The following is a 20,683-nucleotide window of genomic DNA, read 5'->3' on the forward strand; positions in this document are numbered from 1 at the left end:
ATCAAGCCACGGGTGGTAGGCAGTGGGTCAACGCCGCACCGACTGTTCCCGGTGGGAACAGATCATGCCAGCCGTTTACTTGCAGCGACAACCGCCTCCAACTCCGCGACACGTTGCTCAAGGGTTGTCAGACGTTTCTTCTCTTCGGCATGCCGCTGGACGTCTCGCTGGGCTTCTTCGTCCAGCTCACGCCACAGATTCAACAGCGCTTGCTCCCGGGGGCTGGCGGAGTCGGAGGGTGTTGTCTGACCGAGATCGGCACGCAACATGGGCCCCTCCCCTGTCAGCAACCAGTCAATCGAGATTCCCAAACGGGACCCAATGGTGATGAGCGCCTCCGGTCTGGGATCACGGTGCCCACCAGCCCAGTTCTGCATTGAGCTGTAGGAAATATCGCACCTGGCGGCAGCCTGCTTGAGCGAGAGACCAAGGCTCTCGACGGCCTGCCGTATTCTCTGGCCAATTCCCATATGGGAAATATCCTCTTGACTAATCCCGATTGGGAATCTAACTTGCACCGCATTGGGAACATCTTAGCCAAGCGGGGCACGCCATTCCATGAACAAACGACAGATTCACGCCCGGCTCATCGAGCAGGGCCTCAGCTTCCGCCAGTTCGCGCTCAAAAAGGGCTATGAGCCGCGCACGGTGACGCAGACCGTAGAGCGCTGGGCAGAGTCGGCGGAGCTGCCGAACGGGCGCATTGCCTTCTCCATCATGCGGGACCTCTCCCAGTTGCTCGGGACGGAGCTGATTCCGGGCTTGCTGACGCATCCCTTCGCGAAGGTGAGCTGACCGTAGCGGTCGGCCTGGCTGGGGGAAACGAGAACATGAAGCACGCGATTCTTGATAGCCGCCGCAAGGCGGTGATGAGTGCGGTGGCGGCCTTTCCGGGGGGCCGCGAGTGTGCGGCGGCGCACCTGGGGCTGGAGCTGAAGCGGCTGGACAACCAGGTGTACGAGAACCCGGGGCACCGGCCGCTCTCGGACGAGCAGGTGCGGCAGATCGAGCTGATTGCCGGGACGCGCTTTCTGCCGGACTACCTCTGCCGGCTGTACGGCGGTGTGTTCGTGTCGATGCCGGAGGCGGCGGAGCTGGACAACATCGACCTCTACGCCCGTGCCCTGGCCACGGATGTGGCGGAGGGCAAGGTGGACCAGATCATCGCCAAGGCCCTGGACGACGGGCGCATTACCGAGTCGGAGCTGGCGCAGATCATCGCGGCGCACCGTGCGCACATTGCGGCGCGGCATGCGGAGGTGGGGGCGGTGATCACCCTGCACCTGCAGGCGGGTGAGCCATGAGCGGGCCCTGCGCATGTTGCCGGCCACGCCTGGTGGCGGCCGATCCAGCCTTCACATCCATTTGCGGGAGAACACCCATGGCACACCTCAGTGATGACGTCAGAGCACAGTTGATCCGCCTGCTGGACCGCGCGCAGGAGCGTCTGGACACCTTGAGGGAGGTGGTGGCGGAGGTCGATGGGGGCGATGCCGGCAGCGAGATCCGCCTTGCGCTGGGTGATGCGCTGGTGCCGCTGAACATTGCGCTGGAAGTGGCGGAGCCCCTGTAACGATGAGCACCTACAAACTGGTTTGCCCGCACTGCGCGGGGCGCATGCGCATCCGCACCAGTGAGGGGACCCATGTGTTTCTGCGGGTGGCGTACCTGCAATGCACCAACGAGGCCTGCGGCTGGTCGGCGCGGGCGGAGTTCGAGATGACCCATGAGATGAGCCCTTCGGGCATGCCCAACCCGTCCGTGCGGTTGCCGGTGGCTCCGGTGGCGCTGCGGCGGGAGGCGATGCGCCAGGCGGGCGACAAGCAACTGGACCTGCTGGAGGTACCCCGATGAGCGCCCTGCCCCACGATGTGGACACTCAGGACTACCAGGAACAGATGCTGCGTGCGGCGCTGGCCTATCTGCGGCGCCATGCCGATGAGCACCTGGGCGACGAGCAGCTGCTGCAGCGGGCGACGCTGCACCTGACCCTGGCGCTGGAGGTGCCGCTGTTTCTGGCCCAGCGCCTGGTGGAGCGGGCCTTTGCCCGGCTGCGGGAGGCGAACTGGGTGGAGGTGGACCTGTCGGCGGCGCCGGACCGGGATGCGATCTGCCTGATCGATTGCCGCAACGGCCAGAAGATCTTCGTGCAGCGGCGCATTCTGCCCTCTGCCTTTCTCGCGCGCTTCACCACTCCCTGATCACTGATACGCCCAGCCCGCGCTGCGGGTTTGGGGTTGTTGCATCCGCAATTCGAGGGTCATGCCATGTACAAGCCGGTTGCGATCCACCTGGACCTGCCCCGGACCTGGGCCGAGGCGCTGCTGAAGAGCCTGCGGGCGGAGCTGAACCGGGCCATCAACGAGCACTGGTACGACGACCGCTACCGCTCGGTGCCGGCGGCGCTGCGGGCGCGCCGCATCCTCGATGATTACCCGGCGCTGGCCGGCAACAAGCGCACCATCGGTGCGCTGATTGCTGCGCTGCGCGCCTCTGCCAAGGCCACACGATGAAGTCGATGCCGAGAGAGATCCGCCTGGAGGTGCTGCGCCGCCTGGAGCACACCTACGGGCTGGTTCGCGCGAGCAATACGCAGTACCTGCGCAAGGGCACCTGCCCGGCCTGCGGGAGAAAGGAGCTGTACAGCCGCCATGACGAGCCGTGGTTCATCAAGTGCGGCCGGGAGAGCAAGTGCGGTGAGCAGTGGCATGTGAAGGAGCTGTTTGAGGATCTGTTCGATGACTACAGCAAGCAGCACCCGGCGACGGAGCTGGCGCCGCACGCTTCGGCCGATGCCTATCTGCAGTTCGCCCGGGGCTTTGACCTGGGGCTGATCAAGGGCTGGTACACCCAGGAGAACTACTACAACCGGGACCTGGGCATCGGCAGTGCGACGGTGCGCTTCGCGCTCGAGCACGGTGGCTACTGGGAGCGGCTGATCGACCGGCCGCACCGCTTCGGCAAGATGAAGGCGCGCTTTGCGCCGGGGCAGTCGCCCCGGGGCCATTGGTGGGTGCCGCCGTGTGTGGACCTGCTGGAGGCGGGCGAGCTGTGGGTGGTGGAGGGCATCTTCGATTGCATCGCTCTGCTCCACCACGGGATTGCGGCGGTGTCGGCGATGAGCAGCGCGCACTTCCCCTTCGAATCGCTCAAGGCGCTGGCCAAGGCCCGTGCGGAGGCCGGCAAGCGGCTGCCGAGGCTGGTGTGGGCGCTGGACAACGAGCCCGGTGCGCACCGCTATACGCGCAAGCACGCGGCCATGGCCCGGGAGCTGGGCTTCCCTTGTGAGGCGGCGCAGATCCCGCAGCGCGAGCGCAAGGCGGACTGGAACGATCTGCACCAGCGCTGGCAGTTCATCGATGACCCGGCCCGGCGTGCGGAGGCCATGGACCGGGACCTGAAGGCGGCCCGCTACCACGGGGCGCTGCTGCTGGCGGAGAACGCGAGCGAGAAGGCGCTGCTGATGTACAACTGGCGCGAGCAGGGGGAGTTCCACTTCGGGCATGAGAACCGCCTGTACTGGTTCAAGCTGGACATCGAGAAGTTCAACAGTGCGATGCGCGGGCTGGAGGATACGGAGGACCAGGACGAGCAGGTGCTGAACCACAAGCAGAAGCGCGAGAAGGCGCTGCGCCAGGCGGGCTGTGTGGTGGAGATCGCCAACTGCTACCCGCAGGCGCTGTACTTCCAGCGCAACGAGATCACGGACGAGAGCTGGTACTACTTCCGGGTGGACTTCCCGCACGACGAGCCTTCGGTGCGCAACACCTTCACGGGGGGCCAGGTGGCGGCGGCCAGCGAGTTCAAGAAGCGTTTGCTGGGCATGGCGGCGGGGGCGGTGTTCACCGGTACCGGGGCGCACCTGGACAAGATCATGAAGGAGCAGCTGTACGGGCTGAAGACGGTGCGCACCATCGATTTCATCGGCTATGCGAAGGACCACGGCTGCTATGTGTTCGGGGACCTGGCGGTGCGCGGTGGGGTGGTGGAACAGGCGAATGCGGAGGACTACTTCGAGTTCAAGGGGCTGCGCCTGAAGTCGCTGCAGAAGTCCATCAAGCTGGAGATCGCGCGCACCGATGAGGGCTACCGCCGGGAGTGGCTGGACTGGCTGTGGCTGTGCTTCAACACCCAGGGGCTGATCGCGCTGGCGTTCTGGTTCGGTTCGCTGTTTGCGGAGCAGATCCGCGCGGAGTTCCAGTCCTTCCCGTTCCTGGAGGTGACGGGCGAGGCCGGGGCGGGCAAGTCGACGTTGCTGATGTTCCTCTGGAAGCTGCTGGGCCGGCCAGATGAGGAAGGCAAGGATCCGTCGAAGATGTCCAAGGCGGGCCTGCGCCGCTGGCTCAGCCAGGTGTCGGGGATGCCGCTGGTGATGCTGGAGGCCGACCGCAGCGACAGTGCGGGCAATGCGGCCAAGGCCTTCGACTGGGACGAGTTCAAGCCGATGTTCAACGGCGGCAGCCTGGGGGTGACGGGGGTGAAGACCGCCGGCAACGAGACCCATGAGCCGCCCTTCCGTGGGGCGCTGGTGATCAGCCAGAACGCGACGGTGCAGGCCTCTGAGGCGATTCTGACGCGGATCGTGCGCTTGCACTTCGTGCGGCCGGAGGTGACCAGCGCGAGCCGGGCGGCGGCGGACAACCTCAACCACCTGCAGGCGATGGAGGTGAGCCACTTTCTGCTGATGGCGGTGCGGGCGGAGCAGAAGGTGCTGCAGGTGTTCCGCGAGCGGGTGAAGGCGCACGAGCAGGCGCTGCGCGGCCTGAAGGAGATCCGCATCGAGCGGATCATCAAGAACCACGCGCAGTTGATGGCGCTGACCGATGCGATGCGCGAGGTGGTGCCGCTGAGTGACCGCCAGCACGAGGCGGTGCTGCGCGAGCTGACGGCGATGGCGGTGGGCCGCCAGTACGCGGTGAACGCGGATCCGCAGGAGGTGGCGGAGTTCTGGGAGGTGTACGAGTACCTGGAGTCGCTCTACGACGAGCCGCTGGTGAACCACAGCAAGAAGCCCGGGGTGATCGCCATCAACCTCAACGAGTTCTGCGAGCGGGCCGCGGAGCACAAACAGAAGCTGGCCGATGCGGCGACGCTGCGCGCGCTGCTGGTCAACAGCCGGTCCCGCCCGCTGATCGACAAGAACAAGGCCGTGGACAGTGCGGTGCGCGCGGCCTTCAACAGCCGCAACAACGCCTGCAACCAGCGCTGCACGACGGTGAAGTGCTGGACGTTCAAGGACCAGGCCTGATCCCCCGCCAGGGCGCGGCAACGCTCTGGCATCAACCCCAAGGAGAAGCACCATGCAAACCCACGATAACCAACAGGAACGCCAGCACAGCCGTGCGGAGTGGATCTACACCCTGGGCAGCAGCGCGGTTGCGCTGTTCGCCATGGGCTTCATCGCCTACCAGGCGCCGGGCGTGCTGCTGGCGCTGATGCCCTGACCGGATCGCCCGGGCGCGGCAACGCCTGGGCGCGCTTGAGGAGACCCGCGATGCAGCAGCTCTATGCAGAGATCAAACCCACCAGCAAGTACGCCTACCAGGCCGAGTGGTGCCGCAGCCAGGGCTACGGCTATCCGTTCAAGGTGCGGATCGCTCCGGACAAGGACGGCTACACGGTGAAGGGCGGCTACGGCGGCCGGTACCGGATGGAGGATGTCGATCTGTTCGTGTTCGACGGGGAGACGAAAGTCCGCCTCGGCTGACCGCCAGAAACAAGAAGGCCCCGGCGAGCGGCAACTCACCAGGGCCTGACCAACCCCAAGGAGAAGCACCATGCAAGCACAAGCCCCCGAAGTCAGTGGCACACAGGCTACCACTGCTGACGACCGCCAGACCATGGCCACTGCGGTGTGTACCGAGCCCATCACCATCAACGTGCGCCAGAGCACCGGGACCTACATCGCCAGGGCGCGCGGCTACAAGCCCACCGCGAGCTGCACCTCCGGCGCGGCCCAGGCGGCCGAGGCGCTGGCCAGGAAGCTGGGCCTGGCACCCGATCTGCTCCAGGAGCACCCACGCGAGGGCCTCGACTACGGTTGCTCGCGCTTCACCCACTGCGGCCGCAAGGCGTGATGCCCCAGGCCCGGCGCCCTTCGGCGCTGGGCCATCCAACAAGAATCGACGATGCGCAATTCTCGGCCCCTTGCGGGGCCGAGCCTTCACGGTGCCCCTAGACTGGCGCCGCTTTCTTCTGTGTGGGGACGCAGATGGCTGATGGTGTCGAGGTGCGCGGCAGGACCGTGCGCGTGTATTTCCGCTATGACGGCGAGCTGTGCAGGGAGCCCTTTCCCGGGGAGGCCACTCCGGAGAACATCGCCCAGGCCGAGCGCCTGGTGGGGATGATCAATTACGAGATCAAGGCGGGCACCTTCAGCTATGCCCGGCACTTCCCAGACTCTCCGAAGGTCAAGACCAACACCCTCGGCCACTACATCGACCTGTGGCTGGACATCAAGCGCAACAAGATGGCCCCCAGCGGCTTTCGCGGCTATTGCAGCCGGGTGGAGACCCACATCCGCCCGCGCTGGGGCGACTGCCAGGCGGACACCATCGACCACCTGGACGTGCAGGACTGGGTGCAGAACACGCTGATGCCCAAGCTGCACAACAAGACGGTGCGCGAGGTGGTGAGCAACCTGCGGCAGATCTTCCGTCTGTACCGCACGCGCAACCGATCTGCGCATGACCCAACCGATGGCATCGAGATCACCCTGCCGGACGCCGAGGACCCGGATCCGTTCACCCGGGAGGAGATCGAGAGCATCCTCGGCACGCCCACTCATCGCCAGGCGGAGCTGAATCTCATCGAGTTCATGCTGTGGAGCGGCCCACGTGTGAGCGAGGCGCTTGCGCTGGCCTGGGAGGACGTCGACCTCGAGGCCGGTACGGTGACCTTCCGGCGCGCCAGGGTGCGCAGCCAGTACAAGGTGACCAAGACGCGCCGCTCAACCCGAAAGGTGCAGCTGCTCGCCCCTGCCCTGCGCGCGCTGCAGCGCCAGGCGCCGCTGACCCGGAACCTGAAGCCGGTGCCGATCGAGGTGATCGACCGCGACAACCGCACCAGGAAGGCGCAGAAGGTGCGCTTCGTCTTCCACAACACGGCCAGCGGCGAAGCCTTCTCGACGTCGGACACGCTGCGCAACGGATGGTGGAATGGGCACCTGAAGAAGGCCGGCGTCCGCCAACGCGGCCCGAACCAGTGCCGCCACACCTTCGCCAGCCAGATGCTGTCCAGCGGAATCGCCACACCGGAGTGGATCGCCGACCAGATGGGCCACACGTCCACGGCGATGATCTTCAAGCACTACGCCAAGTGGATCAGCACGGACGGGCCAGACGTCGTCGGCCTGCTGAACCAGGCGCTAAAACTGATCTGAAAGCAACAAAAAAGGGGGCCTCGAAAGGCCCCCTTTTTCATGCGCTGTTCCCAAAATGTTCCCAAATCGTTCCCTTTTGCGGGTTTCGATTTAAAAACCTCAATGAAAACAACTACTTAGATGGCGGAAGCGGTGAGATTCGAACTCACGGATAGTTTCCCATCGGCGGTTTTCAAGACCGCTGCCTTCAACCACTCGGCCACACTTCCGCAATTGCGGGCGGCAATAGTACCCGAACGCAACACGCTGTCAAACTCTGTCACGTGGGACGTTCGTGCGCTCTGTTATCATTTCGCCCGACTGCGGTCACGGACCTTACAAACTTGCAGGAGTCATGCAAATGAGCGATCACGATTACGCAATCAGCCAGGCGCAGGCCGGCGACCTCGAAGTCAGCCGGGTGCTGCGCAACACCTATGGCCTTCTGGCGCTGACCCTGGCCTTCAGCGGCCTGGTCGCCTACGTCGCGCAGCAGATGCGCGTCGGCTACCCGAGCATCTTCGTGGTGCTGCTGGGCTTCTACGGTCTGTTCTTCCTGACCGTGAAACTGCGCAATTCCGCCTGGGGCCTGCTGTCCACCTTCGCCCTGACCGGCTTCATGGGCTACACCCTCGGCCCCATCCTCAACCGCTACCTGGGCATGCCCAACGGCGGTGAAGTAGTAGCCTCGGCGTTCGCCATGACGGCGCTAGTGTTCTTCGGCCTGTCGGCCTATGTGCTGACCACCCGCAAGGACATGAGTTTCCTGGGCGGTTTCATCACCGCCGGGTTCTTCGTCCTGATCGGCGCCATGCTGGCCAGCTTCTTCTTCGACATCAGCGGCCTGCAACTGGCGATCAGCGCTGGCTTCGTGGTGTTCTCCTCGGTCTGCATCCTGTTCCAGACCAGTGCGATCATCCACGGCGGCGAGCGCAACTACATCATGGCGACCATCAGCCTGTACGTGTCGATCTACAACCTGTTCGTCAGCCTGCTGCAGATCTTCGGTGTGATGAGCGGCGACGACTGAACCCGCAGCCTCAAGGAAAGCCCGCTTCGGCGGGCTTTTTCTTGCCTGCAAAACGACGGCCCAAGCCTTATCATGGCGCCCTGCATTCAAGACGATCTGCTCCATGAAATTCGCCATCGCCCTCTTCTCCCCGCCCCACTCGCCAGCTTCTCGCCGGGCGCTGCGCTTCACCGAAGCCGTGCTCGCGGCCGGCCATGAAGTGGTGCGGCTTTTCTTCTACCAGGACGGCGTGCACAGCGCCTCGGCCAACATCGTCGCACCGCAGGATGAAACCGATACGGCGCGGGAGTGGCAGACGCTGGTCGCGGCTCATCAACTGGACGGCGTGGTGTGCATCGCCGCCGCGTTGCGCCGGGGCGTGCTGAATGCCGAGGAGGCGGCGCGGTACGGCCGAGAGGCGGCCAACCTGGCGGGTGGATGGACACTTTCCGGCCTCGGGCAGTTGCACGAGACCGCTCAACTGGCAGACCGGCTGGTCTGCTTCGGAGGGGACTGATGGCCAAGTCCATGCTCATCATCAGCCGTCGCGCACCAGGCTCTGGCCCCAGCGCCCGCGAGGCGCTGGACATCGCGCTGGCCGGTGGTGCCTTCGATCTGCCGCTGGCCATGCTGTTCATGGATGACGGCGTCTTCCAGCTGACGCCTGACCAAGCTCCCCACCATATTCAGCAGAAAGACCTCAGTGCCAATCTGCAGGCCTTGCCACTGTTCGGGATTGAGGAACTGTTCGCCTGCGCCTACAGCCTGCAGGAACGCGGGCTGGATGCCTCGCACCTGGCCCTGCCTGCCCAGCCACTGGATGACGAGGCGCTGCGCGCCCTCATCGCGCGCCATGACCTGGTGGTGACCCTCTGATGAGTACGCTGCATATCCTTTCCCACTCACCGTTCGGCGACAGCCGCTTTGCCAGTTGCCTGCGCGTGCTCGGCCAAGGCGATGCCCTGCTGCTGACGGGTGAGGCAGTCCAGGCCCTGCGCCAAGGCTCCGCTCCCAGGCTGAAGCTGGACCAGCTCTCTGCCCAGGTGGCGCTGTTCGCCCTGGAGGAAGACATCCTGGCCCGTGCCCTGACCGACCTCCCCTGCCATTGCACCGCCTTGGACTACCCGCGCTTCGTGGCGCTGTGCCTGGACTACGACAAGGTGAACAGCTGGCTATGAACACCCTGGAGCATGACGGCCGCAACCTTGCACTGGACAAGGACGGCTACCTGGAAAACCTCTCCGACTGGAGCCCTGCCGTCGCCGAAGCGCTGGCCCGCAGGGAGGAACTGGTACTGACACCAGCCCATTGGGAAATCCTCGAACTGTTGCGCGCCTTCTACGACGAGTTCCAGCTGTCACCGGCCAATCGCCCGCTGATCAAGTACGTCGCCCAGAAGCTGGGCCCGGAAAAGGGCAACAGCCTGCACCTCAATCACCTCTTCAAGGGCGCTCCTGCCAAGCTTGCCGCCAAGCTCGCCGGCCTGCCCCGACCGACGAATTGCCTATGACGCCCGCAGCCCCGATTGAACACCCGTTCGCCCAGTTCGTCCGCATCCTCGGCAAAGGCAAACGCGGCGCCCGTGGCCTGACCCGTGAAGAAGCTCGCGATGCCATGGGCATGCTGCTGGACGGCGAAGTGGAAGAGGCCCAGCTCGGCGCCTTCCTGATGCTGCTGCGGCACAAGGAGGAAAGCGCCGAAGAGCTGGCGGGTTTCACCGAAGCCTTCCGTGCACGCAATGACGCCCCTCGCCTGCCAATCGACCTGGATTGGCCCAGCTATGCGGGCAAGAAGCGCCATCACCCCTGGTTCCTGCTGGCGGCCAAGGCCCTGGCCCAGGGTGGGTACCGCATCCTGCTGCACGGTGGCGGCCTGCACACGGCAGGGCGGGTCTATACGGAACAGTACCTGGAGTGCCTGGGCATTCCCGACTGCGCAGACTGGTCTGCTGTCGAAGCCGCACTGGCCCGTCACAACATCGCCTTCATTTCCCTGGGGGCCTGGGCGCCGCGTCTGCAACGGATGATCGACCTGCGCAACGTGCTCGGGCTGCGCTCGCCCATCCACTCACTCGCACGCGTGCTGAACCCGCTCCAGGCCCGCTGCGGCCTGCAGAGCATCTTCCACCCGGGCTACCAGGCCGTGCATCGCGAGGCGAGCCGCTTGCTGGGCGACACCTCGGTGGTGATCAAGGGCGAAGGCGGCGAGATCGAGGTCAACCCCGACAGCGCCTGCACCCTGTTCGGTACCCGCGATGGCGAGGTATGGGACGAGGACTGGCCGGCGCTGTCCGCACTGCGTCATGTGAAGCCTGAGCGCCTGGCCGTCGACCAACTGCTGGGCCTATGGCACGGAAGCCGGGACGACAGCTACGGCCAGTTGGCTGTCACGGCCACCATGGCGCTCGCCCTGCGCGGCCTGGGCCACGACCGGGACGTGGCATTTGCCGAGGCCGAGCGGCTGTGGGCACAGCGCAATCCATCGATACCGTCGATAACCTGAACCCGGATTCTTCATCCCTCTGCCCGCCTCATCGCCTCTAGACTGGCGCCTCGCATATCAACGAGGTCAGGACAATGGGATTGCTGGTCGACGGCACATGGCACGACACCTGGTACGACACGTCCGGGGATGGGCGCTTCAAGCGCGAGGACGCCCGGCGCCGCAACTGGATCACCCGTGACGGCGAGCCAGGTCCGAGTGGTGTCGGCGGCTTCAAGGCAGAGGCCGGGCGCTATCACCTCTACGTATCCCTGGCGTGCCCCTGGGCTCACCGCACCCTGATCGTGCGTCGCCTGAAAGGGCTGGAATCGCTGATCGGTGTTTCAGTGGTGAGCTGGCTGATGCGGGAAAACGGGTGGACCTTCGACCAGGCACAGGGCTCAACCGGCGACGTGCTCCACGGCCTGGACTTCCTGCACCAGCTCTATACCCGGGAAGACCCGACCTACAGCGGCCGGGTGACCGTGCCGGTACTCTGGGACACACAGCAGCAGCGGATCGTCAGCAACGAGTCATCTGAGATCATCCGGATGTTCAACAGCGCCTTCGATGAGCTGACCGGCAACACGCTCGATCTCTACCCTGCCCCGCTGCGGGCCGATATCGACGCCTTGAACGAGCGCATCTACCCGGCGGTGAACAACGGTGTCTATCGGGCCGGCTTCGCCACCACCCAGGCGGCCTATGAAGAGGCGGTGACCACGCTGTTCGGGGAGCTGGATGCCCTGGAGGCGCGACTGGCTGAGTCCCGCTACCTGGCGGGCCAGCACCTCTCCGAGGCCGATTGGCGGCTGTTCACCACCCTGATCCGATTCGACGCGGTCTACCACGGGCACTTCAAGTGCAACCTCAAGCGCCTGGCGGACTATCCCAATCTTTCAGGCTGGTTACGGGAGCTGTACCAATGGCCCGGGATTGCGGAGACGGTGGACCTCACCCATATCAAGGGCCACTACTACGCCAGCCACCGGACCATCAACCCGACCGGGATCATCCCCCTCGGGCCCGAACTCGACCTGCTGAGCGCCCACGCTCGCGATCACCTGCCGGGGCGCGGCATTGCTCAGTCCGCCTGAGCGCCTTCGAACCAGGCGAGCTGGTCACGCAGCTTGACCACCTCGCCGACGATCACCAGCGTCGGCGCGTGGACTTCGTGCTCGGCCACCAATTGCGGCAGGTTGCCCAGGGTACCGGTGAACACCCGCTGGTTGCGGGTGGTGCCTTGCTGCACAAGCGCCGCCGGCGTGTCCGCTGAGCGGCCATGGCGCACCAACTGCTCGCAGATGATCGGCAGGCCCACCAAGCCCATGTAGAACACCAGCGTCTGGCCGGGCGAAGTCAGGTCAGCCCAGGGCAGGTCGCTGCTGCCATCCTTCAGGTGCCCGGTGACGAAGCGCACCGACTGCGCATGGTCGCGGTGAGTCAGCGGGATGCCGGCGTAAGCGGCGCAACCGGAGGCAGCGGTGATGCCCGGCACCACCTGGAAGGGGATGCCATGGGCGGCCAGTTCGCCGATCTCCTCGCCACCCCGGCCGAAGATGAACGGGTCACCACCTTTCAGCCGCAGCACCCGCTTGCCCTGCTTGGCCAGGTCGATGAGCAGGCGATTGATCTGCTCCTGGGGGACGGCATGGTCCGCGCGGCGCTTGCCCACGTAGATCCGCTCGGCGTCACGCCGGCACATCTCGATGATGGGCTCGGCCACCAGGCGGTCGTAGAGCACCACATCCGCCTGTTGCATCAGCCGCAGGGCGCGGAAGGTGAGCAGGTCCGGATCGCCCGGGCCAGCCCCCACCAGGTACACCTCGCCCAGAGGCTTGGGCGCACCGCCCGCGACCCGCTCGGCGAGCATTCGCTCGGCTTCGGCGGGCTGCCCAGACAGCACGCGTTCGGCGATAGGCCCCTGGAAGACGTCCTCCCAGAACACCCGGCGCTGCTGCACGTCGGGGAACAGCTGCTTGACCTGCTGGCGGAAGCGCTTGGCCAGGCCAGCCAACTGGCCATAGGCGGATGGGATCCAGGTCTCGATCTTGGCGCGGATCAGCCGGGCCAGGACAGGCGCATCCCCCGCACTGGACACCGCGACGATCAACGGCGAGCGGTCGACGATGGCAGGGAAGATCACGCTGCACAGGGCCGGCGCATCCACCACGTTGACCGGCACACCGCGCGCCTGGGCATCGCGGGAAATCTGTGCGTTGAGCGGCTCGTCATCGGTGGCGGCAATGACCAGCACCGCCCCCTCCAGGTCACCCGAGGCATACCCACGGTGATGCACCAGCCCCTGGGACTGCTCGACCAATGCCACCAGTTGGCTGTCGATCTCCGGCGCCACAACCCGCAGGCAGGCGCCGGCGTCTGCCAGCAGGCGCGCCTTGCGCAGGGCGATCTCCCCACCCCCGACGACAAGCACATGACGACCCTGGAGGTTGTGGAACAGCGGTAGGAAATCCATGGATAAGCCCTGGGTGAATCGGGAAGAAACAGCCCGCGTCGGCAGAGGCCGAGACGCGGGCTGGACAGGCTGACAGGCGCCGGTGCGGGCGCGGGCAATCAGCCGATGCTGTCGATGCCGCCCATGTAGGGCTTGAGCACCTCGGGCACGCGAATGCTGCCGTCCGCCTGCTGGTAGTTCTCCAGCACCGCCACCAGGGTCCGGCCTACGGCCAGGCCGGAGCCGTTGAGGGTGTGGACCAGCTCCGGCTTGCCGGTTTCCGGGTTGCGGTAGCGCGCCTGCATGCGACGGGCCTGGAAATCACCGCAGTTGGAGCAGGAGGAAATCTCGCGGTACTTGTCCTGGCTCGGCACCCAGACTTCGAGGTCGTAGGTCTTGGTGGCGGAGAAGCCCATGTCCCCGGTGCACAGGGCGAGCACGCGGTACGGCAGCTCCAGCAGTTGCAACACGCGCTCGGCATTGCCGGTCATGGATTCCAGGGCTTCGAAGGACTTGGACGGCTCGACGACCTGCACCATCTCGACCTTGTCGAACTGGTGCTGGCGGATCATGCCGCGGGTGTCACGGCCGGATGCACCCGCCTCGCTGCGGAAGCACGGGGTGTGGGCGACGAACTTCAGCGGCAGTTGCTTGGCGTCGAGAATCTCGCCCGCCACGATGTTGGTCAGGGACACTTCGGCAGTGGGGATGAGGTAGAAGTCGGCCTCGTTCTCGCGGCTGATCTTGAACAGGTCTTCCTCGAACTTCGGCAGCTGGCCGGTACCCTGCAGCGCGGGCGCCTGGACCAGATAGGGGGTGTAGGCCTCTTCGTAGCCATGATCACCGGTGTGCAGGTTGATCATGAACTGAGCCAGGGCACGGTGCAGACGGGCGATAGGGCCGCGCAGCAGGGCGAAGCGGGCGCCGGAGAGCTTGGCGGCGGTTTCGAAGTCCAGCCAGCCATGCTGCTCGCCCAGGGCGACGTGGTCCTTGACCTCGAAATCGAAGCTGCGCGGGGTGCCCCAGCGACGAACCTCGACGTTGCCCTCTTCATCCGCGCCCACCGGAACGGACTCATGCGGGATGTTGGGGATGGTCAGCAGCAGGCCATCCAGCTCGGCCTGGATGCGGTCGAGTTCACGCTTGCCCTCTTCCAGCTCGCTGCCCATGCGGTCCACATCGGCCAGCAGCGGTGCAATGTCCTCACCGCGCTGCTTGGCCTGGCCGATGGACTTGGAGCGGGCATTGCGCTCGGCCTGCAACTGCTCGGTGCGGGTCTGCACGGCCTTGCGCTGGTTTTCCAGGGATTCGAGGCGCGCCACGTCCAGTTGGAAGCCACGGGCGGCGAGGCGCTGGGCCACGTCCTGGGTCTGGGTGCGTACCAGTTTGGAGTCGAGCATGTGAGGTTCCCGTCTATCAGAATTTGGTCAAAGTCAGGCCTGCCCAGGTCGCAAGCAGACCACCCAGCACGCTGATTGCCGCATAGCCGAGGGCCAGGGGAACCTGGCCGCTCTCCAGCAGGCGCAACGTGTCGAGGGAAAACGAAGAAAACGTCGTCAGGCCGCCGAGAAATCCGACGATCAAGCCTGCACGAAGCTCGATCGGCACCTCCGGCCGCTGCAGGAACAGGCCATAAAGGAAGCCGATGAGCAGGCAGCCGACGATATTGACGGCAAGAGTACCGAGGTAGAAGTGCCGAGGCCAGTGCGCCGAGACCCAGTTGGCCGTGGCGAAGCGCAGCAGGGTGCCAGCTACGCCGCCCAGGGAGACGGAGAGCAGCAAGGGTAGCGGCGTCATGGACGTCTCCTCCTCGGGCTACGGGCATCGAGCGTGGCGAGGTGCTCGAGCTTGTCGCGGATCTTGAGTTCCAGGCCTCGGGGCACCGGCTCGTAGTAACGACGCGGCTCGAGGTCTTCGGGGAAGTAGTCCTCCCCGGCGGCATAGGCATCGGGCTCGTCGTGGGCGTAGCGGTAGTCGTCCCCGTAGCCGAGCTGCTTCATCAGCTTGGTCGGCGCGTTGCGCAGGTGCAGCGGCACCTCGCGGGAGCCGTTCTCGGCCACGTCGCGCATGGCGGCCTTGAAAGCCGTGTAGACCGCGTTGCTCTTGGGCGCGCAGGCCAGGTAGACGATGGCCTGGGCCACGGCCAGCTCGCCCTCGGGGCTGCCGAGGCGCTCCTGCACATCCCAGGCGGCGAGGCACAGGCTGAGCGCCCGTGGATCGGCGTTACCAATGTCTTCGCTGGCCATGCGTACCACGCGACGGGCGATGTAGAGCGGATCGCAACCGCCATCGATCATCCGCGCGTACCAATAGAGCGCGCCGTCGGGACTGGAGCCGCGCACGGACTTGTGCAAGGCGGAAATCTGGTCGTAGAAGGCCTCGCCCCCCTTGTCGAACCGCCGGCGGCTGTCACCCAGCAGGTTCTGCAGCAGTTCGGGAGCGATCTCGCTGCCATCTTCGGCGAGGTCAGCGGCGTTCTCCAGCAGGTTGAGCAACCGGCGACCGTCGCCATCCGCCGCTGCGACGAGAATGGAGAAGGCTTCATCCGAGAGGCTCAGCTTGCGCTTGCCCAGCCCCTTCTCCTCATTGAGCGCCCGCCCGACGAGGCGGCGCATCGCCGGCTCGTCGAGGCTCTTGAGCACGTAGACCCGAGCACGGGACAGCAGCGCATTGTTCAGCTCGAAGGAGGGGTTCTCGGTGGTGGCGCCGATGAAGATCAGCGTGCCGTCTTCCACGTAGGGGAGGAACGCATCCTGCTGGGACTTGTTGAAGCGGTGCACTTCATCGACGAAGAGGATGGTGCGCCGACCATACTGGGCGGCCTGCTGGCGGGCCATCTCGACGGACTGGCGAATCTCCTTCACGCCCGAGAGCACGGCGGAGATGGTCTCGAAATGCGCATCGCTGACCTGGGCCAGGAGCTTGGCCAGGGTGGTCTTGCCCACCCCGGGGGGCCCCCAGAAGATCATCGAGTGAAGCGCGCCCTGCTCCAGGGCCTCCCGCAGGGGCTTGCCCGGCGCCAGGAGGTGCTCCTGCCCGACGTACTCGTCCAGCGTGGTGGCGCGCAGGCGCGCGGCCAGTGGCTGGGCGAGGGGTTCGTTGCGGAACAGGTCCATGGGACGCGGTGGGCTCCGTTATTCCTGGATGACGTCGGCGCCTTCGGGGATCTTGAAGTCGAACTGCGCGGCATCGAGTTTCTGGTTCATCTTCACCCCGAGGAACAGGATGTTGGTGCGCTGGCCGACGCTGTCGATCAGTTGCATGTCGTTGATCACGCCGCTGCGGAAGGACAGGCGCAGGGTGTCGAACAGGGTGTCCTTGGCCTTCGGCTTGAGGATGAAGTCGACCACGTCACCGCCTTCCTTGTGGGTGATCTCGAAGTTCTCGCTGATCTTCGAAACATCGCCGGACAGCAGCAAGGCTGGGGTGTGGGTCAGGCGCTGGTCCAGGGTCTGGATGGTGACCTGCTGCAGGTCCGGGTCATACAGCCAGACCTTCTCACCATTGGAGACGAGCAGCTGCTCCATGGGCTCGTCGGTGTGCCAGCGGAACAGTCCGGGTCGCTTGAGCGCCAGCTCGCCGGAGGTTTCCTGCAGCTGGGTGCCGGAGCCGTCCAGGGTCAATTGGGAAAAGCGGCCAGTGATGGTCTGGGCCTTGTTGAGCATCTCGGTCAGGCGGGAAATGGCTACCTGGTCGTCTGCCTGCACCTGGGAGGCGACAAAGCCGAGGGCAGCGACGAGCAGCATGCGGATCAGGCGCATGGGAATCCTCTTGAGTGAACCGTTCAGGGTTAATCGCGGATCGGCGCGGGAGCGACCACGTCGCGCGAGCCGTTGGAGTTCATCGGAGTGACCACGCCGGCCATCTCCATGGCTTCGATCATCCGGGCAGCGCGGTTGTAGCCGATCTTCAGCTTGCGCTGGACTGCCGAGATGGAGGCACGACGACTTTCGGTGACGAAACGTACGGCTTCGTCATACAGCGGGTCATCCTCGCTGCCCTCGCTACCACCCTCACCACCTTCGAAGCTCCCGGAGGCACCACCGCCCTCCTCCACACCGGCGAGGATGTCTTCGATGTAGTCGGGTGCGCCGCGCAGCTTCCAGGCTTCCACCACACGGTGCACTTCGTCGTCGGAGACGAAGGCGCCATGGACACGGATCGGCAGGCCGGTGCCCGGCGGCAGGTAGAGCATGTCGCCGTGGCCCAGCAGCTGCTCGGCGCCGCCCTGGTCGAGGATGGTGCGGGAGTCGATCTTGCTGGAGACCTGGAACGCCATGCGGGTGGGGATGTTCGCCTTGATCAGGCCGGTGATCACATCCACCGACGGACGCTGAGTGGCGAGGATCAGGTGGATGCCCGCTGCCCGCGCCTTCTGGGCGATACGGGCGATGAGCTCTTCGACCTTCTTGCCGACGATCATCATCATGTCGGCGAATTCGTCGACGACCACGACGATGGTGGGCAACTGCTTCAGCAGGGGTGCTTCATCTTCCATGCTCTCGCGACGATAAAGCGGGTCGGGCAGCGGCGTGCCGGCCTCTTCGGCGTCCTTCACCTTGCGGTTGAAGCCCGCCAGGTTACGCACCCCCATCGCGGCCATCAGCTTGTAGCGGCGCTCCATCTCGGCAACGCTCCAGCGCAGGGCGTTGGCCGCTTCCTTCATGTCCGTCACCACAGGACAGAGCAGGTGCGGGATGCCTTCATAGATGGAGAGTTCGAGCATCTTGGGGTCGATCATGATCATCCGCGCCTGTTCCGGCGTGGACTTGAAGAGGATCGACAGGATCATGGCGTTCACGCCCACCGACTTACCGGAGCCGGTGGTACCGGCCACCAGCAGGTGAGGCATCTTGGCGAGGTCGGCGATGACAGGCCGACCGCCGATGTCGTGCCCCAGGGCCAGCGTGACCGGCGATTTGGCGTCGTCGTACTCGGTGGACGACAGCACTTCGGAGAAGCGCACGATCTGCCGGTCTTCGTTGGGGATCTCGATACCGACGGTGGTCTTGCCGGGAATGACCTCGACCACGCGTACGCTGATCACCGCCAGGGAACGGGCCAGGTCCTTCGCCAGGTTGGAGATGCGACTGACCTTGACGCCAGCCGCCGGCTGGATTTCGAAGCGGGTGATCACCGGGCCCGGGTGGACGGACTCCACCATGACCTCGACGCCGAACTCCTTCAGCTTGATCTCCAGCAGGCGCGACATGGCCTCGAGCGACTCCGGCGAGAAGCTCTTCTGCTTCTTCTCGGCAGCGTCCAACAGGGAGATGGGCGGCAAGGTTCCTTCCACTGCGCTGTCGATGAACAGCGGGACCTGTTTCTCCTTCTGGACGCGTTTGCTGGGCTCGGCGGGCTTGGGTGGTGGCGGCGGTGCGATGGTGGGCGCCGGACGGCTTTCCCGCTCGGTCATGTGCTTGGCAAGGGATTCCTCGCGCTCGATCAGGCGTTCCTTGACCTTGGCCTGCTCGCGGGTGTCCTTGACGACCGGGGCTGCCACCTCGGTGACGCGGTAATCGACCTCGCGGAGCTTGGCAACCAGCTGCTTGCGCTCCATGCGGGCGTTCCACCAACGGGTGATCAGGCTCTGGATCAGCTCCACCAGATCGAGGGTGATCTTGCCGGTCAGGTCCATCACCTTGAACCACGACAGGTCGGTGAACACAGTGAGGCCAAACAGAAACAGGGCAAAGAACAGCAGCGTACTGCCCTGCACGTTCAACGCATTGACCGAGAGATGGGCGAGGCTCTCGCCCAACGCGCCACCGGCAGAAGCCGGCATGCCGACGCTGTCCTGAAAGTGGATATCGGCCAGCGCGGCACCGGCCAGTACCAGAAAGACCAGACCAATCAATCGCCAGGAGAACAACCAGCCGCTCCAGTCGATGGGCTGGTGACGGTGGCGGAAGACCTGCAGCGTCTTGACTCCCAGCAGCAACGGGAAGACATAGGCGAAATAGCCCAGCGCCATGAACAGGATGTCGGCGGACCAGGCGCCCAGACGGCCAGCGGCATTCTGGACCTGCTCGACGTTACTGGTGTGGGTCCAGCCCGGGTCGGTGGAATCGTAGGTAAGCAGCGCCATCCAGAGATAGAGGCACAAGGCGCCCAGCGCAATCAGCGCTCCCTCTTTCAAGCGAGAGTGCAATTGCTGTCGCCAGACTGGAATCTGGGCAGAGGGGGTGGAATTCTTCAAACGCCTGGTTTCCTGCGCCATTGGCGCGTCCAAGATTCGATCAGGGGCGAAAAAGACGCCCATTGTACGGGTTTAACGCTCGGACGCCACAGCGCACACGGCGCTGCGGGTGCGTTTTGCTGACGCTTCCTGCTTCGGTGTAGCATAGCCCGCAGCGTCTTGCGCAGTGCTCAATTGGAGCACGCATTCTCTTTTGTGACAAAGACTTATGAGGCCTTTTTATGAGCGACGTCAAGCATTCACGCCTGATTATCCTGGGCTCCGGCCCAGCCGGTTATACCGCTGCCGTGTATGCTGCACGCGCCAACCTCAAGCCCACCGTCATCACCGGTATCCAGCCTGGCGGGCAACTGACCACCACCACTGAGGTGGACAACTGGCCCGGCGATGTCGAGGGACTGACCGGCCCGGCGCTGATGGAGCGCATGCAGAAACATGCCGAGCGCTTCGACACCGAGATCCTCTACGACCACATCCACACCGCCGAGTTGCAGCAACGCCCCTTCATCCTCAAGGGCGACAGCGGCACCTACAGCTGTGACGCGCTGATCATCGCCACGGGCGCCTCCGCTCAGTACCTTGGCCTTCCATCCGAGGAGGCATTTGCCGGCAAGGGCGTTTCGGCCTGCGCCACCTGCGACGGCTTCTTCTATCGCAACCAGGTTGTCTGCGTGGTGGGCGGCGGCAACACCGCCGTCGAAGAGGCGCTCTATCTGTCCAACATCGCCAAGGAAGTGCACCTGATCCACCGCCGCGACAAGCTGCGCTCGGAGAAGATCCTGCAGGACAAGCTCTTCGAGAAGGCAGCCAACGGCAACGTCCGTCTGCACTGGAACCAGACCCTGGACGAGGTGCTGGGCGACAAAACCGGTGTCACCGGCGTACGCCTGAAGAGCACCGAGGACGGCTCCACCCAGGAGCTGCAGCTGGCAGGCGTGTTCATCGCCATCGGGCACAAACCGAATACCGACCTTTTCCAGGGCCAACTGGAAATGCGCGACGGCTACCTGGTGATCCGTGGTGGCTCAGAGGGCAATGCCACGGCGACCAGTATCGAGGGTGTCTTTGCCGCCGGCGACGTAGCCGACCACGTCTATCGCCAGGCAATCACCTCGGCAGGCGCAGGCTGCATGGCGGCCCTGGACGCCGAGAAGTTCCTCGACGACAGCCACTGACGAC

Annotated in this window: 26 protein-coding genes, 1 tRNA gene and 1 pseudogene; 19 read left to right on the forward strand and 9 right to left on the reverse strand. The window is 65.1% G+C overall.

Annotated features, from left to right (window positions below; translation table 11 throughout):
- Positions 1 to 62 precede the first annotated feature (62 nt).
- Both RTK35_RS02715 and RTK35_RS02720 read right to left on the reverse strand, forming a co-directional pair.
- Positions 63 to 269: a hypothetical protein gene (locus RTK35_RS02715; RefSeq protein WP_316907400.1), complete on the reverse strand. Its 207-nt coding sequence runs from the start codon at positions 267 to 269 to the stop codon at positions 63 to 65.
- 9 nt (positions 270 to 278) lie between these two features.
- Positions 279 to 470 (reverse strand): annotated as a pseudogene (locus tag RTK35_RS02720) (helix-turn-helix domain-containing protein); the annotation flags it as partial.
- Between the two features lie 88 nt (positions 471 to 558).
- Between RTK35_RS02720 and RTK35_RS02725 the strand changes: the two are divergent.
- From RTK35_RS02725 to RTK35_RS02775, 11 genes are all read left to right on the forward strand, one after another.
- Positions 559 to 795, forward strand: a complete 237-nt coding sequence (locus tag RTK35_RS02725) for a hypothetical protein (protein WP_316907319.1) — start codon at positions 559 to 561, stop codon at positions 793 to 795.
- Positions 796 to 830: 35 nt separating this feature from the next.
- On the forward strand, positions 831 to 1,304 hold the full coding sequence (locus RTK35_RS02730) for a YmfL family putative regulatory protein (RefSeq protein ID WP_316907320.1): 474 nt from the start codon (positions 831 to 833) through the stop codon (positions 1,302 to 1,304).
- 77 nt (positions 1,305 to 1,381) lie between these two features.
- Positions 1,382 to 1,573, forward strand: a complete 192-nt coding sequence (locus RTK35_RS02735; protein ID WP_107328439.1) for a hypothetical protein — start codon at positions 1,382 to 1,384, stop codon at positions 1,571 to 1,573.
- 2 nt (positions 1,574 to 1,575) lie between these two features.
- Positions 1,576 to 1,854, forward strand: coding sequence for an ogr/Delta-like zinc finger family protein (locus RTK35_RS02740; RefSeq protein WP_107328438.1), 279 nt, complete (start codon positions 1,576 to 1,578; stop codon positions 1,852 to 1,854).
- Positions 1,851 to 2,201 carry a hypothetical protein gene (locus RTK35_RS02745; protein WP_316907321.1) on the forward strand — a complete coding sequence of 117 codons (351 nt, stop codon included), beginning with the start codon at positions 1,851 to 1,853 and terminating at the stop codon, positions 2,199 to 2,201. Before RTK35_RS02740 ends, RTK35_RS02745 begins: the two co-directional genes overlap by 4 nt.
- A gap of 66 nt (positions 2,202 to 2,267) precedes the next feature.
- Entirely contained in the window at positions 2,268 to 2,513 is a 246-nt protein-coding gene (locus RTK35_RS02750) for a hypothetical protein (protein WP_142010268.1), read from the forward strand.
- The gene (locus RTK35_RS02755; protein WP_107328435.1) at positions 2,510 to 5,248 is read left to right on the forward strand and encodes a toprim domain-containing protein; all 2,739 of its coding nucleotides are present in this window, start codon (positions 2,510 to 2,512) and stop codon (positions 5,246 to 5,248) included. Before RTK35_RS02750 ends, RTK35_RS02755 begins: the two co-directional genes overlap by 4 nt.
- 52 nt (positions 5,249 to 5,300) lie before the next feature.
- Positions 5,301 to 5,444 (forward strand): hypothetical protein, encoded by a 144-nt coding sequence (locus RTK35_RS02760; RefSeq protein ID WP_160158584.1) that lies wholly within the window; start codon positions 5,301 to 5,303, stop codon positions 5,442 to 5,444.
- 50 nt (positions 5,445 to 5,494) lie between these two features.
- Positions 5,495 to 5,707 carry a hypothetical protein gene (locus RTK35_RS02765; protein ID WP_107328434.1) on the forward strand — a complete coding sequence of 71 codons (213 nt, stop codon included), beginning with the start codon at positions 5,495 to 5,497 and terminating at the stop codon, positions 5,705 to 5,707.
- A gap of 70 nt (positions 5,708 to 5,777) precedes the next feature.
- On the forward strand, positions 5,778 to 6,077 hold the full coding sequence (locus RTK35_RS02770) for a hypothetical protein (protein WP_316907323.1): 300 nt from the start codon (positions 5,778 to 5,780) through the stop codon (positions 6,075 to 6,077).
- Positions 6,078 to 6,211: 134 nt separating this feature from the next.
- Positions 6,212 to 7,381 carry an Arm DNA-binding domain-containing protein gene (locus tag RTK35_RS02775; RefSeq protein WP_208274373.1) on the forward strand — a complete coding sequence of 390 codons (1,170 nt, stop codon included), beginning with the start codon at positions 6,212 to 6,214 and terminating at the stop codon, positions 7,379 to 7,381.
- A gap of 121 nt (positions 7,382 to 7,502) precedes the next feature.
- Here RTK35_RS02775 and RTK35_RS02780 read toward each other — a convergent pair.
- A tRNA-Ser gene (locus RTK35_RS02780) sits at positions 7,503 to 7,590 on the reverse strand.
- A 131-nt stretch (positions 7,591 to 7,721) separates the two neighbouring features.
- Between RTK35_RS02780 and RTK35_RS02785 the strand changes: the two genes are divergently transcribed.
- The 7 genes from RTK35_RS02785 to RTK35_RS02815 all read left to right on the forward strand — a co-directional run bounded on the left by RTK35_RS02785 (position 7,722) and on the right by RTK35_RS02815 (position 11,947).
- Positions 7,722 to 8,390: a Bax inhibitor-1/YccA family protein gene (locus RTK35_RS02785; protein ID WP_044406370.1), complete on the forward strand. Its 669-nt coding sequence runs from the start codon at positions 7,722 to 7,724 to the stop codon at positions 8,388 to 8,390.
- A gap of 103 nt (positions 8,391 to 8,493) precedes the next feature.
- A complete protein-coding gene (tusD, locus tag RTK35_RS02790) occupies positions 8,494 to 8,886 on the forward strand; it encodes a sulfurtransferase complex subunit TusD (protein WP_316907324.1) in 393 nt (130 codons plus the stop codon).
- Positions 8,886 to 9,245: a sulfurtransferase complex subunit TusC gene (gene tusC / locus RTK35_RS02795; protein ID WP_222901726.1), complete on the forward strand. Its 360-nt coding sequence runs from the start codon at positions 8,886 to 8,888 to the stop codon at positions 9,243 to 9,245. Before tusD ends, tusC begins: the two co-directional genes overlap by 1 nt.
- Complete coding sequence (tusB, locus tag RTK35_RS02800) at positions 9,245 to 9,547, forward strand: sulfurtransferase complex subunit TusB (protein WP_316907325.1); 303 nt, start codon at positions 9,245 to 9,247, stop codon at positions 9,545 to 9,547. Before tusC ends, tusB begins: the two co-directional genes overlap by 1 nt.
- Positions 9,544 to 9,879 carry a TusE/DsrC/DsvC family sulfur relay protein gene (locus tag RTK35_RS02805; RefSeq protein ID WP_069561068.1) on the forward strand — a complete coding sequence of 112 codons (336 nt, stop codon included), beginning with the start codon at positions 9,544 to 9,546 and terminating at the stop codon, positions 9,877 to 9,879. The genes tusB and RTK35_RS02805 overlap by 4 nt, the downstream gene beginning before the upstream one ends.
- Positions 9,876 to 10,871: a glycosyl transferase family protein gene (locus RTK35_RS02810; protein ID WP_316907326.1), complete on the forward strand. Its 996-nt coding sequence runs from the start codon at positions 9,876 to 9,878 to the stop codon at positions 10,869 to 10,871. The genes RTK35_RS02805 and RTK35_RS02810 overlap by 4 nt, the downstream gene beginning before the upstream one ends.
- Before the next feature lie 74 nt (positions 10,872 to 10,945).
- The gene (locus RTK35_RS02815; RefSeq protein ID WP_316907327.1) at positions 10,946 to 11,947 is read left to right on the forward strand and encodes a glutathione S-transferase family protein; all 1,002 of its coding nucleotides are present in this window, start codon (positions 10,946 to 10,948) and stop codon (positions 11,945 to 11,947) included.
- On the opposite strand, the gene cysG is transcribed toward RTK35_RS02815, so the two are convergent.
- The 6 genes from cysG to ftsK all read right to left on the reverse strand — a co-directional run bounded on the left by cysG (position 11,935) and on the right by ftsK (position 19,525).
- The gene (gene cysG / locus RTK35_RS02820) at positions 11,935 to 13,326 is read right to left on the reverse strand and encodes a siroheme synthase CysG (protein WP_236210564.1); all 1,392 of its coding nucleotides are present in this window, start codon (positions 13,324 to 13,326) and stop codon (positions 11,935 to 11,937) included. The genes RTK35_RS02815 and cysG overlap by 13 nt on opposite strands.
- A 98-nt stretch (positions 13,327 to 13,424) precedes the next feature.
- The gene (gene serS, locus RTK35_RS02825; protein WP_316907328.1) at positions 13,425 to 14,705 is read right to left on the reverse strand and encodes a serine--tRNA ligase; all 1,281 of its coding nucleotides are present in this window, start codon (positions 14,703 to 14,705) and stop codon (positions 13,425 to 13,427) included.
- 16 nt (positions 14,706 to 14,721) lie between these two features.
- On the reverse strand, positions 14,722 to 15,102 hold the full coding sequence (gene crcB, locus RTK35_RS02830; protein ID WP_044406340.1) for a fluoride efflux transporter CrcB: 381 nt from the start codon (positions 15,100 to 15,102) through the stop codon (positions 14,722 to 14,724).
- Positions 15,099 to 16,421 carry a replication-associated recombination protein A gene (locus RTK35_RS02835; RefSeq protein ID WP_316907329.1) on the reverse strand — a complete coding sequence of 441 codons (1,323 nt, stop codon included), beginning with the start codon at positions 16,419 to 16,421 and terminating at the stop codon, positions 15,099 to 15,101. Before RTK35_RS02835 ends, crcB begins: the two co-directional genes overlap by 4 nt.
- An 18-nt stretch (positions 16,422 to 16,439) precedes the next feature.
- A complete protein-coding gene (gene lolA / locus RTK35_RS02840) occupies positions 16,440 to 17,066 on the reverse strand; it encodes an outer membrane lipoprotein chaperone LolA (RefSeq protein ID WP_160481815.1) in 627 nt (208 codons plus the stop codon).
- A 29-nt stretch (positions 17,067 to 17,095) separates the two neighbouring features.
- Positions 17,096 to 19,525, reverse strand: a complete 2,430-nt coding sequence (gene ftsK, locus RTK35_RS02845; RefSeq protein WP_316907330.1) for a DNA translocase FtsK — start codon at positions 19,523 to 19,525, stop codon at positions 17,096 to 17,098.
- Positions 19,526 to 19,725: 200 nt separating this feature from the next.
- Between ftsK and trxB the strand changes: the two genes are divergently transcribed.
- A complete protein-coding gene (trxB, locus tag RTK35_RS02850) occupies positions 19,726 to 20,679 on the forward strand; it encodes a thioredoxin-disulfide reductase (RefSeq protein WP_044406328.1) in 954 nt (317 codons plus the stop codon).
- The last annotated feature ends 4 nt before the right edge of the window (positions 20,680 to 20,683 follow it).

Source organism: Pseudomonas sp. zfem003 (assembly GCF_032621675.1).
GTDB lineage: Bacteria > Pseudomonadota > Gammaproteobacteria > Pseudomonadales > Pseudomonadaceae > Metapseudomonas > Metapseudomonas otitidis.